This window comes from Streptomyces sp. NPDC005576, assembly GCF_042871745.1.
Lineage (GTDB): Bacteria > Actinomycetota > Actinomycetes > Streptomycetales > Streptomycetaceae > Streptomyces.
Window position 1 is genome coordinate 67,960 of record NZ_JBIAJC010000006.1, and the last position, 11,849, is coordinate 79,808.

Annotated in this window: 10 protein-coding genes; all 10 read right to left on the reverse strand. The window is 71.9% G+C overall.

Annotated elements, in window-relative coordinates:
* Nucleotides 1–29: 29 nt before the first annotated feature.
* Nucleotides 30–1,448 (reverse strand): 3-isopropylmalate dehydratase large subunit, encoded by a 1,419-nt coding sequence (gene leuC, locus ACFYPN_RS12300; protein WP_358756481.1) that lies wholly within the window; start codon nucleotides 1,446–1,448, stop codon nucleotides 30–32.
* Nucleotides 1,445–3,184 carry a 2-isopropylmalate synthase gene (locus tag ACFYPN_RS12305; protein WP_389297992.1) on the reverse strand — a complete coding sequence of 580 codons (1,740 nt, stop codon included), beginning with the start codon at nucleotides 3,182–3,184 and terminating at the stop codon, nucleotides 1,445–1,447. The genes leuC and ACFYPN_RS12305 overlap by 4 nt, the downstream gene beginning before the upstream one ends.
* A 119-nt stretch (nucleotides 3,185–3,303) precedes the next feature.
* The gene (locus tag ACFYPN_RS12310) at nucleotides 3,304–4,755 is read right to left on the reverse strand and encodes a PLP-dependent aminotransferase family protein (RefSeq protein WP_358756477.1); all 1,452 of its coding nucleotides are present in this window, start codon (nucleotides 4,753–4,755) and stop codon (nucleotides 3,304–3,306) included.
* A 1-nt stretch (nucleotide 4,756) separates the two neighbouring features.
* On the reverse strand, nucleotides 4,757–6,163 hold the full coding sequence (locus ACFYPN_RS12315) for an enoyl-CoA hydratase/isomerase family protein (protein ID WP_358756476.1): 1,407 nt from the start codon (nucleotides 6,161–6,163) through the stop codon (nucleotides 4,757–4,759).
* 15 nt (nucleotides 6,164–6,178) lie between these two features.
* A complete protein-coding gene (gene dpgB / locus ACFYPN_RS12320; protein ID WP_358756474.1) occupies nucleotides 6,179–6,877 on the reverse strand; it encodes an enoyl-CoA-hydratase DpgB in 699 nt (232 codons plus the stop codon).
* A gap of 243 nt (nucleotides 6,878–7,120) precedes the next feature.
* Nucleotides 7,121–8,206: a 3,5-dihydroxyphenylacetyl-CoA synthase DpgA gene (gene dpgA / locus ACFYPN_RS12325; protein ID WP_358756472.1), complete on the reverse strand. Its 1,086-nt coding sequence runs from the start codon at nucleotides 8,204–8,206 to the stop codon at nucleotides 7,121–7,123.
* 67 nt (nucleotides 8,207–8,273) lie between these two features.
* Entirely contained in the window at nucleotides 8,274–8,537 is a 264-nt protein-coding gene (locus tag ACFYPN_RS12330) for a hypothetical protein (RefSeq protein WP_358756470.1), read from the reverse strand.
* Nucleotides 8,538–8,747: 210 nt separating this feature from the next.
* Nucleotides 8,748–9,113: a hypothetical protein gene (locus ACFYPN_RS12335; protein WP_389297995.1), complete on the reverse strand. Its 366-nt coding sequence runs from the start codon at nucleotides 9,111–9,113 to the stop codon at nucleotides 8,748–8,750.
* Nucleotides 9,114–9,506: 393 nt separating this feature from the next.
* Nucleotides 9,507–10,679, reverse strand: coding sequence for a capreomycidine synthase (gene vioD, locus ACFYPN_RS12340; protein ID WP_358756466.1), 1,173 nt, complete (start codon nucleotides 10,677–10,679; stop codon nucleotides 9,507–9,509).
* 24 nt (nucleotides 10,680–10,703) lie between these two features.
* A complete protein-coding gene (gntD, locus tag ACFYPN_RS12345; protein WP_358756465.1) occupies nucleotides 10,704–11,819 on the reverse strand; it encodes a guanitoxin biosynthesis L-enduracididine beta-hydroxylase GntD in 1,116 nt (371 codons plus the stop codon).
* Nucleotides 11,820–11,849 lie beyond the last annotated feature (30 nt).

An 11,849-nucleotide genomic window follows, 5' to 3' on the forward strand; every position in this document is an offset into this window, starting at 1 on the left:
GGGTCGGAGGGAGGCGCCGGAGGGGCGGTTCAGCGGGGCAGGTCCGCGGGCGCGGCCAGTCGGCCGGCGACCGCCGTGGCTGCGGCCACCGCGGGCGAGACCAGGTGGGTACGGGCCTCGGAGCCCTGCCGCCCCTCGTAGTTGCGGTTGGACGTGGAGGCGCACCGCTGCGGGCCGGTCAGCCGGTCGGTGTTCATGCCGAGGCACATCGAGCAGCCGGGGAGCCGCCATTCGGCGCCCGCCTCCCGGAAGACCTCGTGCAGCCCCTCCGCCTCCGCCTGCAGCCTGACCCGCGCGGATCCCGGGACGACGAGGAACCGGGTGCCACCGGCGACCTTGCGTCCGCGCAGCACCTCGGCGGCGGAACGGAGGTCCTGGATTCGCCCGTTGGTACAGGAGCCGAGGAAGACCACGTCGATCGGGACGTCCCGCATCCGGGTGCCGGGCCGCAGCCCCATGTACGCGAGGGCCCTGCGGGCGGCGGCGGCCTCCAGCGGGTCGGCGACCCCCTCCGGGTCGGGCACCACACCGTCCAGCGGCACGCTCTGGGCCGGGTTGGTGCCCCAGGTCACGAGGGGGGTGAGCCGGCCGACGTCCACGACGACCTCGCGGTCGAACCGCGCTCCGGCGTCGGTGCCCAGGGTCTTCCAGTCGGCGGTCGCGCTCTCCCAGTCCGGTCCCGCCGGGGCGTGCGGGCGGCCATGGAGGTAGGCGAAGGTGGTTTCGTCGGGAGCGATCAGTCCCGCACGGGCACCGGCTTCCACACTCATGTTGCAGACCGTCATGCGGCCTTCCATCGAGAGCCCGCGCACCGCGGCGCCCCGGTACTCCACGACGTGTCCCTGCGCCCCGTTGGGCCCGATCTCGGCGATGAGCGCGAGGATCATCTCCTTGGCGCCCACGTCCGGGGGGAGTTCGCCCGCGAATTCGACGCTCATCGTCAGGGGGCGCGGCATCTCGATGCACTGCGTCGCCATGACGTGTTCCACGTCACTGGTGCCGATGCCGAAGGCGAGCGCACCGAACGCGCCGTGGGTGGAGGTGTGGCTGTCTCCGCAGACGACGGTCATCCCCGGCATCACCAGGCCGAGTTCGGGACCCACCACGTGCACGATCCCCTGGCGCTCATGACCCACCGAGTACAACTCGACGCCCTGCTCCGCACAGTTGGTGCGCAGCGTCTGCAACTGCCGTGCGCTGACCGGGTCGGGCACGTCCACCGGCGCGGTGGCGACGTTGTGGTCCTCCAGGGCCAGAGTCAGCTCCGGGCGGCGTACGGGGCGGCCGGCCAGCCGCAGTCCGTCGAATGCCTGCGGCGAAGTGGCCTCGTGGGTGAGGTGGAGGTCGATGTAGAGGAGATCGGGCTCGCCCTCGCGGGAGCTCACCGTGTGCCGGTCCCAGAGTTTCTCGGCCAGGGTCAGTCGGGGGTACGCGGTCGGCGTGGTCATCTCTGCTCCGAGGCATGGGACTGGGTGGTGCGCGCTTCGACGGTCCGCGGTTCGGCGGCGATCCCGAGCGGTTCGGGGAGTGTCTTGAGCGTCTCGGTGGCTGTCCGGGCGGCGGCCCGTACGGCCCGGGTCAGGGCCTCCGCCTCGTCGTCGGCCATGCCGACTCCCCAGTGGGTGCGTGAGTCGACCACGAGTTCGCAGGCGACGGTGACCGCGTTGAGCGGTTCGCCGGACCGGGTGACGGTCAGACCCTCGACCGTCGCGCGCAGACCGTGCCCGGCCGCGATCCAGGCTTCGATCTCTTCCGGGGACCGACCGGCCCGCAGCGGGCCCGACTCCTCGACGCCGCCGACGCCGGGGCGGACGTAGGTGTCGGCGAAGTGCTTCCACAGCTCGTCCGAGGTGATCTCGCCCCCGGTGCGTTCGCAGACCGACTGCATGACGGCCGCGAAGTCGATCTGGAGGCGACGGGGCAGCTCGATGCCGTAGTCGGTGGCCAGCAGATGGGCGATCCCGCCCTTGCCGGACTGGGTGTTGATGCGGATGAGCGCCTTGTAGTCCCGGCCGACGTCCTGCGGGTCGACCGGCAGGTACGGGACGTCCCAGAGGTCCTCCTCGGAGGCGCTGCGGGCGCGCAGTCCCTTGGCTATGGCGTCCTGGTGCGAACCGGCGAAGGATGTGTACACGTAGTCCCCGACCCAGGGGTGGCGGGCCGGCACGGGCATCCGGTTGGCGGACTCCACCACTCTGCGGACGGCGTCGATGTCGCGCAGGTCCAGCATCGGGTCCACACCCTGGGAGAAGAGGTTCATGGCGAGCGTCACCAGGCAGACGTTGCCGGTGCGTTCCCCGTTGCCGAAGAGGGTGCCCTCCACCCGGTCGGCCCCGGCGAGAACGGCGAGTTCGGCGGCGGCCACCCCGCTGCCCCGGTCGTTGTGCGGGTGGACGCTGAGCAGGGTGCGCTCGCGGTGGAGCAGGTTGCGGTGGACGTATTCGATCCGGTCGGCGAACTCCTGCGGCGGGAAGACCTCGACGGTGGCCGGCAGGTTGACGCGCAGGGTGTGGGCCGCGCGCGGGGCCCAGAGGTCCAGGACGGCGTTGCAGATCTCCAGCGCGTACTCGGGTTCGGTCTGGGTGTACGACTCGGGGGCGTACTGGAGGTAGATCTCGGTGCCGGGCAGGGAGTCCTGGAGGCGGAGGGCCTGTTCGGCCCCCTCCAGCGCCATCCTCAGGATCTGCGCGCGGTCCTTGCGGAAGACCAGCCGCCGCTGCACCTCGGAGGTCGGGTTGAACACCTGGAGGACCGCGCGCGGGACGCCCCTCAGCGAGCTGACGGTGCGGGAGATGAACTCCTCCCGCATCGGTGTCATCACCTGGACCACCACGTCGTCCGGGATCGCGCCGGTGTCGACGAGGTGGCGGACGAAGGCGTGGTCGTCGCGGGACGCCGTGGGGTAGCCGACCTCGATCTCCTTGAAGCCGATCCCGGTCAGCAGGTCGAACATGCGGCGCTTGCGGCCGACGTCCATGGGGTCGGCGAGCGCTTGGTTGCCGTCGCGCAGGTCCACGCTGCACCAGAGGGGAGCGTGCTCCGCCCTGCGATCGGGCCAGGTGCGGTCCGGCAGTCCGATCGGCGTATAGGGCCGGTACTTGTGCATGTTCATCGGGCCGGGCCGCTGCACCCCCCGGTCGCCGGGGGTCGCCGGCAGGGCGCGGTGCGCCAATCGAGCGGTCATGTCTCCTCCTCCGTAAGCTGGTTGCCCTCGCGCGGGTGTGTGCGGGGGCCGTGGGCACGGTCGGTCTCGCTGGGTGGGTCCGGCGGACCAGGGCCGACTGGATGTCGGCCGCGGTCCGCTCAGAGGACGGACGAAGATCTCACCGAGGGGCGGCACACGTCCGGGCGGCCCGCGGACGCGGGGTGGCCGGGGTGGGCCGCGTGGCCGGGGATGGCCGTGTGGTCCGGGTGGGCCTCGCGGTCGGGCTGGGCCGCCGGGACGAGGCGACCGCGGACGAAGGCGGCGAGCCGGGCCACGCCCTCGTGGATGCGCGCCTCGTCCAGGTAGCTGAAGGAGAGCCGGAGCCTGCGGTTGCCGCCGGATCCGACGTAGAACTGGCGCATCGGGGTCCACAGCACCCCGTGGTCGCGGGCACAGGCTTCCAGCAGTTCCTCGTCGACCTCGAACGGGACGGTCATCATCAGGAAGAAGCCGCCCTCGGGGACCTGCCAGTCCACGCCGGAACTCCTCCGCAGGGCGGGCGGGAAGTGGTGGTCGAGCGCGGTGCGCAGCGCGGCGAGGTTCCGCTGGTAGAACGCCGCCTTGCGGTGCGCGAGGTTCCGCAGCGAACCGCCCTCCTCCACCAGGATGCCGCCGACGACGGCCTGGCTGATCGGCGAGGTGTTGACGGTGATCATGCTTTTGATCGCGGTCAACTCGTGGGCCAGCGTGCGGGTGCCGCCCGCCGCGTCCCGTACCTCTTGGTCGGCGACGACGAAGCCGACCCGGGCGCCGGGGAGACACACCTTGGCGTAGGTGCCCAGGTAGATCACCCGCCGGGCGGTGTCCAGGGCCTTGAGCGTGGGCAGTTCGCTGCCCGGAGCGGCCGTGAAGCCGTACGGGTTGTCCTCCAGGAGCAGCAGGTCCTCTTCGTCGGCCAGCGCCAGGAGGCCCCTGCGGGCGGCCAGATCCATGCGCGCCCCGGACGGGTTGGCGAAGTCGGGTACGAGGTAGAGGGCGCGGGGCCGGCGGCCCTCCGCGCGGATCTCCGCGCAGACCCGGGTGATCTGCTCGGGGTCGAGGGTCCCGTCCGTCTGGTCGACGGTGCGCAGCGGGATGCCGAGCAGGCGGGCCGCGCCCACCACTCCCGCGTAACAGGGTTCGGGGACGATCAGTACGTCGTCGGGTCCGGCGTGCAGGGCCCGCAGAGTGATGAACATGCCCTCCTGGCAGCCCACCGTCACCACGATGGACTCGGGGGCGGCCACGATGCCTTCGTCCAGGCGGAGCTGGCGGGCGACGAGGTCGTTGATCTGGCCGGCGGCGGGTCCGTAGCGGTAGAGCCGGTACTCGGCGTCGGGTCCGGCGGTGGCCCGGCGGTGGGCGAGGTAGCTCTCGATGTGCCGTCCGGCGTCGACCTCGGCCAGGAAGCTGTCGTGCGGGGCGCCGGGGGCGAACGAGATCGCGTCGGGGAAGCGGGTCATCACCTCGTTGAGGAAGTTCATCGAGGAGAGCACCGGGTCGGCGAGGGCGGGGTGCAGGGACTCCCGCTCCAGCGCCGCCGCGGCGGCGGGCAGGGTGGTCACGGACATCTCAGGTCTCCGCTCCGCGCCGGCGGCTGAGCCAGGTGCGCTCGATGTTCCCGATGACGTCGTCGCTGTAGAGGCGGCGGGCCTGCTCCAGGGCGAACTCGGCCATGTAGGCGCGGAGCGCGTCGACCGGCTCCTCGATGAGGTTGATCATCCTGCGGTTGGGGGCGACGGCCGGGTCGTCCAGCGTCTCGGCGGCCTCGGCGACCGCCTTGTCCATCTGCTCGGGTTCGACGATCGAGTCGCAGATCCGCAGGGCGTCGGGCTCGTCCGCCTCGATGCGGCGGCCTCCTAGGATGACCTGACGGCTGGCGCGGGGGCCGATGAGCCTGCCGAGCCGGAGGTTGGCGACGCCCGGCACGATGCCCTCCTGGAGGGCCGGCAGGCTGAGGTGCACCCCGGTGTCGGCGATGACCCGGTCGAAGGCGAGCAGCAACTGCATCCCGCCGCCGATCGCGTGGCCGTCGACCGCGGCGATCCACGGTTTCTCCACGATGCCGTCCGGGCTGAGCGGGTCGGCGCCCTCGGGCCACCGGATGCCGCGGATCAGCTTGTGGATGTAGCTCAGTTCGCGGCGGATCAGGAAGTCCACGTAGGAGATCTGGCCGTGGTAGAGCTTGGTGAGGTTGATGCCCGAGCTGAAGACGCGCCGGTCCCGGTAGCGGGGGTGCTCCATGACACCGCCGCGTACCACGCCGACGTGGCTCTCCTCGTCGAGCAGCACCAGGTCGACGGCGGTCTCCAGGTCCTCCGCGAGGTGGTCGTCCTCGGCGTTGAGATAGCGGAGGTTGTTGACGGTGAGGGTGGTGGTGCCGCCCTCCCGCTTCAGGTGGACGGTGCCGAGGTCGAGTTCACCGGCGCTGCGGAAGGCGGGCAGCGCGGCCAGGGCCCGGGGGGTGGGTTCCAGCATCGACTCGACGATCCGCAGACCCGCGCCGGGCGAGCGGAGCATGCCCCAGAGCAGGATGCCCTGGTCGATCTCGTGCCCGTCCTTCGCGGACTGCACGTGGGTGCGTTCCCCGGCGAGGCGGGCGGCGGTGGGCGCCAGGCCGGGCACGCGGTCGGCGGCGCTCAGGGCGAGCTCCTCGATCCGTGCCGACCGGCGTCCACCGTCGGTGAGTTCCTGGTGCAGTCGCTCGCCGTGCGTACGCATGAAGGCGATCCGGGCGCGGCGGCCGGCCGTCAGGTCGCGGTCGGCGGCCCGCCGGTCCGCCTCGCCCCGGTCGGGGCGGGCGGGGAGCCGGTCGACGCGTTCCTGGAGCCCTTCGAGGTACCGGCTGAGCGCGGCGGCGTCGGCGTCGAAGTCGCCGCGGAGGTGCGGAGCCCGGTCCGGGGCCACCGGACGGGCCGGGACGGGGCGGCCGGCGGTCATGGCGTTCTCCCTCATCTGCTCGGCAAGGTCTCTGGGCATGTCGTCACCGTCACCTCAGGAGGCCGCGACCGCGCGGCGCAGAGAGCGGTCGCAGGCGGCCAGGTGCGGGCCGAGGGCGTCCTCGAAGCTGATCGAGGAGGCGTCCATGAGCAGGCGGCGGCGCACGGCGACGTCCTGGCCGCGCTCGCCGGTGAGCCCGTGGAGGGCGACGGAGAGAGCGGACTCGGTGTCGTCGCTGACCTCGTCGACGAGTCCGAGTTCCAGGGCCTGCCAGGCCGTCATCTCGATGCCGAAGAGCGCGAGACGGCGCGCCCGGCCGACGCCTATCTGCTGGGCGAGCCGGTAGAGGGCCATGCCCGGCCAGGTCGTACCGCCGACCGCGGCCAGGCGCAGGCGCAGGCCGGATCCGGCGATGCGGTAGTCGGTGGTGAGCAGGGCGTCGGCGGCCGGACCCGAGCAGTCGCCGGTCGCGACGGCGACGGTGGCGACCGGTACGCGCTCGAGCCGCCGCAGGGCGCGCTCCCACTTGTTGACCTGGTGGACACCGGTGAACGCGGCGCCGGTGAAGCCGGCGGTGTGATCGTCGGAGGCCGTGCCGGTGAGGCGCAGCAGCAGCGCCCCGCCCTCGGGCGCGTCCTCGGCGCGGCCGCAGATGTCGGTGACCGTACGGACGAGATCGGGCAGAGCCGCGGCGCTGTCGATCGTCGTCGAGAGCTCGATTCCCGCGAGGGAGAACTGAGTCTGCGGAGCCATCAGAAGTACCGTCCTGTCGGGGAGTGCCGTCCAGAGGGGCGACCGTGGAGGGTGCGGTGCGGGTGCGGGGCGGTGCGGGTGCGTACGGGGTGCGCGGTTACGCGCGGCGGCCGGGCGGGGCGGGGCTGGGCACGCGCGTCGGGCTGAGCGCGCGGGACTGGACGGTGTGCGGGGCATGGACGGTGGGCCGGGCTTCCGGTGCCGGCCCGGACAGGTGTGCCGTCCCGGTCGGGGCCGGATCGTTCACCAGCGGACGAGGGCGTTCTCGATCGTGGAACCGGGACCCATCGTCATCAGGACCACGTGGTCGCCGGGCGCGACCGTCCCCTCGGCGCGCAGCCGGTCCAGCGAGAAGAGGAAGGAGCCGCTGGAGAGGTTTCCGTAGTCGCGCAGCACCGAGGTGGTGTGGCGGACGTCGTGCGAGGTCAGTCCGAGATTGACCTTGACAGCGTCGATGACCTTCTTGCCGCCGGAGTGGACGATCCACTGCGCGATGTCGGCGCGGCGCAGACCGGTGCCGGCCAGCAGGTTGTCGATCGCCTGCTCCGCGTGCGCGCCGACGACGTACGGGACGTCACGGTCGAGGAAGAAGCTGAACTTGCCGTGGTCGTCGTCCCAGTCGAAGCGCATCGCGTCGACCGCCTCGGGGATGATCAGGCTGGTGAAGTTGAGGAGTTGGGGTCCCGAGCCGCCGGGCGCGAGGCCGTCGTCGGCCCGGACCGCCACCGCCGCCGCCCCGTCCCCGAAGAGGCCGTTCACCACCGCGGTACGCATGGTGCCGTCGAAGACGTACGCGGCGGAGCAGCTCTCCACGCAGATCATCACGGCGAGCTTGCCGGGATTGCGGGAGGCCCAGGCTGCGGTGGGATTCAGGCCGTTGAGCCCCGCGTTGCAGCCCATGCCGACCACGTCGAGCCGGCTGCAGGTGACGGGGATGCCGAGTTCCCGGATGAGCAGGGCGCTGAAGCCGGGGGTCAGCAGGCCGGTGGAGGTGACGCAGCAGAGGTAACCGAGGTCCTCCAGGCCGGCGCCGACCTCCGCGAGACACTTCAGCAGTACCTCGGAGGCGAGTTCGATGCCCTTGTCACGGTGTTTGCGCAGGAGTTGGCCCTGCGTCTCCAGGACGGGCAGACCGTCCGGACCGGGGGGCGGGAGCGTGAGGTGGCGCTTCTCTATGTGGCTGTTGCGGAAGACGGAGACGATGGTCGGGTCGTCGATGCCGAAGATCCGCAGGATGTCGTCCTGGCTGTAACTGGTCTCGGGGTTGGCGGTGCTCACCCCGAGGACTCGGGGGAGGGCCGTGGCGGGGGCTCTGACTTCGGTGAGCATGGACTCCCTCTCGGGCACGGTCGTGTCATTCACATTGACAAGCCCTGACAAGCAGGGGACGGAAGGGTTACGGCCATTCGATCTTGTTGGTGGTGGAGCCGGCCGGGGGCGCCGGCCACTCGATACCGGCGGGCGTGGCGGTGTCCGACGTGGTGGTGCTGGGGGCCGCGGGCCATTCGATGCCGGCCGGGGCGGAGGCGGCCGACACCGATCTCTGCGGGGCCACCGGCCATTCGATGTCGAGTGCGGCGGCTCCGGAGAGCGCTGCGGCACCGGAGAGGGCGAAAGCGGCGAGGGTGGCGACGGAGAGGGCACGCAGTGAACGGGTCATGACAGAACTCCTGGTTCTCGGACCCCGGCAGGGGAAGGCATGGGTGGGCGTGCTCGATCCCGCCGCGACACGCGCGGCGCACAGCTGTGATGTCAAGAAGGGCGATTCGGCCAGGTCAGCCGTCAGGGCCTGTACGGGATGGTCGCGCGGATGGAGGAGTGGGGCTGGGTGCGTGCGATCGCAAGGCGCCGGAGCGGCCTTGTAGCGGAGCTACCAGGGCGTTTCGGCAACGCTGCGAGCGTGCGTGTCCAGCTCCGCGACGCCGCGGGCCAACCCCATACAGGCCCCAGTGCGGGCCTCGCGCTCACCGAGCAGGCGCCGCAACTCCCGGCGGTCCGTGGCGTCCGCGGGCGGGAGGTCCTCGGCCCCGGCCACCGCGAGCCGGTCCAGCAGCTCGCGCCAGAGGAATGCGGGGCGCTCCGGGCCGACCGCGCCGGCGACGGTGGCGGCGCCGTCCGGTCCGGCGTACCCGTCACGACCGGCAATCCGGTCGGGACCGGCGGTCCGGCCGTGGCCGGCGATCTCCGCCCGACCTGCGGTCGCGGCGGGGGCCGTTGCGGTTTCCTGGTTCATCATTCGTCCTTCGGACCGTCCATCGCCTGGGCGCGCCGCCCGTCGGGCGGCGCGTTGTCGCGCCGTGGTGCAGTTCCGGCGCGAGGGACGACGCCAGCCCCAGGAGTCCGGTGCTTTCCGCACCGCCCCTCCTGATGACAGCTATCTAAGCACACCCTGCCAATTGAGATGCCAGATCTTGACAGGAAATCTTTAAAATCCTGTCAGCTGGTTCCCTGCCCCCTCCGACTGCGGATTGTCAGCCATGGTGCGGCCGTTGGCATCTGTGCGGTCCGTCGCAGGTGGGGAGTGGTTTCGAGGATCGGAGGTCCCCCGGGGAAGCTGTCCCGGCTGCCGCATGACAACCGATGACAAGCCGGTGCGGAGGCCCGGTGCCCTCCCGGCGGTACGGTCCCGTCACCGGACGCCCAGCGTCTCCGCCGAGAGTTCGGCCGCCACCTCGGCGACCGCGGCGAGCCCTTCCTGCAACTCCCCGTGGGGGCCGCCGAAGCCGAGCCGCACCCGGTCCGGGTGGCCGAAGCAGATGCCCGGGACCAGCAGGACGCCGTGGTCGGTGAGGAGTTTGTCGCAGAGGGCGACCGTGTCGGTCAGGGCGGGGAAGACCGGGAAGGCGCTCACTCCCCCGTGCGGCAGCGGCATCCCGACGAGCCCGGTGTGGTCCGCCGCCCATGAGGTGAGCAGCAGCCGGTTGAACCGCGCCTGCTCGCGCAGCGGGCCCACGACGCTCTCGACGTTCTCCATGACCCGGGTGGCGAGCAGTTCGTTGAGCGGGGAGGTGCTGATGGTGACGTAGTCACGCAGCTTGACCATCGCCTCCAGTACGTCCGGCGGAGCGATGCACCAGCCGATGCGCAGGCCGGGGAGGCCGAAGGCCTTGGACATGGTGCCGAAGGAGACGCACCGGTCGATGAGGGTGGCGGGGTCGGCCAGCGGGGCGCGGTCGTAGACGAGTTCACCGAAGGCCGCGTCCCAGAAGAGGTAGCACCCGGCGTTCTCCACCAGGGACAGCAGCCGGAGGTAGCCGGCCTGGTCGGGCATGGCGCCGGTGGGGTTGTGCGGGAAGTTGACGACCACGGCGCGGGTGCGCGGGGTCATCAGGGCCGCGAGGCGGTCGAGATCGGGCTCGAAGTCGTCCTGCCCGGAAAGCTCCCAGATCCGCAGGGTCGCGCCCAGGGCGGACGCCACCGAGGAGAGCGACTGGTAGACCGGGCTGAGCACGATGACCTCGTCGCCGGGCCTCACCACCGCCGAGAGCGCGAGGAAGATCCCCTCGGTGGACCCGTGCGTCACCATCACGCGTTCCGGACGGGTGGGCGCGTACCGGTCCGAGATCGCGGCGCGCAGCGGCTCGCAGCCGAGCGAGGGGCTGTCGCGGAAGGCCAGCCGGTCGAGTTCGGACACCTCGATGCCGAGCATCGAGCGCAGGTCGCCGAGCGAGTAGTTCTGCATGCCCGAACTGGATATGTCGACGCGGGCGTCGAAGTAGCGGGTCCTGAACCAGTCCTCCAGGAGGGCGGGTTCGATGTCGCCCAGGGCGCGGGTGACGGCGCGGGTCGGGTCGTCGGTCATGTCTGCCTCCGGTGGATGAGCGGGTCAGCCGATGACACGGCTGGCTGCGGACGGTCGGCCGGGGCGGGTGCGCCGCAGGTCCTCCACGACGTTCACCCGCTTCAGCCAGCGGTCGGTGCCGTCGTAGCGGGGGGTGAACGGACGGCGGCCGTGCACGACGTTCCGGTTGTCGATGAAGCCCATGTCGCCGGCCGCGAGCGGGAAGTCGTACAGGCTGTCGCCGAGGTGGCCGACGAGCCAGTCGAGGGCCGCGGCGGCCTCCGGGTCTCCCTCGGCCGCGACCACGAAGTCGCCGTCGATACGGAGCACGGGGGCGTCCGCGTGGCCTTCCAGCAGCGCCACGAGCGGGGGTTCGCGGCGGACCCGGTCGAGCCGTCCGAAGGCGTCGGCGCGGCCGGCGGCGGCGGGATCGGTGTTGAGGGCGGCCTCGTGGGAGGTGTCGGGGAGGATGTGGAAGCGCGGCCGGCGCAGCACCCTGGCGACGCGTTCCGGCATCGCCTCCAGGTCCAGGTGGCCGATGGTGGTGGCGGTGAGCTGCGGGCTGCGCAGGCAGAGCAGCCCCACGAAGTCCGCGCGGTACGGGGAGAAGGCGTCCTCGGTGTGCCAGCCCAGCTCGGTGGTGCTGCTGGAGCTCACCAGGCTCTGCTCCATGCCGGGGGTCGGCACGACGTCGGTCACGATGCGCCCGTCCTGCTGGGTGGCCCAGCCGACGACGTCGCCCAGCAGCGACCCGTAGAGCATGATCAGGAAGGCGTGGGTGCGGCTGGCCCGGGTGTCGGCGTGCTGCCAGCCCAGCGGGGTCCGCCCGATGCCGTCGTCGTCCACGAGGTTGCGGCCGATGACCAGCCCGTGCTTGCGGTCGTCGAGCCGGGCCGCGTTGACCGCCAGCCGCAGGGCGCGCGGGAGTTCGTGGGCGAGGACGCTCACGTCGGCGAGGAACCGCGGGTCGCTGACGTGGCGGTACTCGTGGAAGCACTGCTCCGCGAGGGCGAGTGCCGCCCGCGCCTCCGCCGGGGAGAGGTCGTACCGGTGCACCTGGGCCGGACGGAGTCCCCGGGTGGCCTGGGCGGCCGGCGAGGAGGTGAACGTCGGGACCTCGATGCCCGTCTGCACGGCGTCGAGCAGGATCGAGCGGGACATGGTGAGCCTTTCGGGGTACGTGCCGCTGCG

Bases quoted from the DNA above. Each gene is read 5' to 3' on its own strand.
- ACFYPN_RS12335 (WP_389297995.1), bottom strand. From the start codon at position 9,113: ATGATGAACCAGGAAACCGCAACGGCCCCCGCCGCGACCGCAGGTCGG.
- leuC (WP_358756481.1), bottom strand. From the start codon at position 1,448: ATGACCACGCCGACCGCGTACCCCCGACTGACCCTGGCCGAGAAACTC.
- vioD (WP_358756466.1), bottom strand. From the start codon at position 10,679: ATGACCGACGACCCGACCCGCGCCGTCACCCGCGCCCTGGGCGACATC.
- dpgA (WP_358756472.1), bottom strand. From the start codon at position 8,206: ATGCTCACCGAAGTCAGAGCCCCCGCCACGGCCCTCCCCCGAGTCCTC.
- gntD (WP_358756465.1), bottom strand. From the start codon at position 11,819: ATGTCCCGCTCGATCCTGCTCGACGCCGTGCAGACGGGCATCGAGGTC.
- dpgB (WP_358756474.1), bottom strand. From the start codon at position 6,877: ATGGCTCCGCAGACTCAGTTCTCCCTCGCGGGAATCGAGCTCTCGACG.
- ACFYPN_RS12315 (WP_358756476.1), bottom strand. From the start codon at position 6,163: ATGCCCAGAGACCTTGCCGAGCAGATGAGGGAGAACGCCATGACCGCC.
- ACFYPN_RS12310 (WP_358756477.1), bottom strand. From the start codon at position 4,755: ATGTCCGTGACCACCCTGCCCGCCGCCGCGGCGGCGCTGGAGCGGGAG.
- ACFYPN_RS12305 (WP_389297992.1), bottom strand. From the start codon at position 3,184: ATGACCGCTCGATTGGCGCACCGCGCCCTGCCGGCGACCCCCGGCGAC.
- ACFYPN_RS12330 (WP_358756470.1), bottom strand. From the start codon at position 8,537: ATGACCCGTTCACTGCGTGCCCTCTCCGTCGCCACCCTCGCCGCTTTC.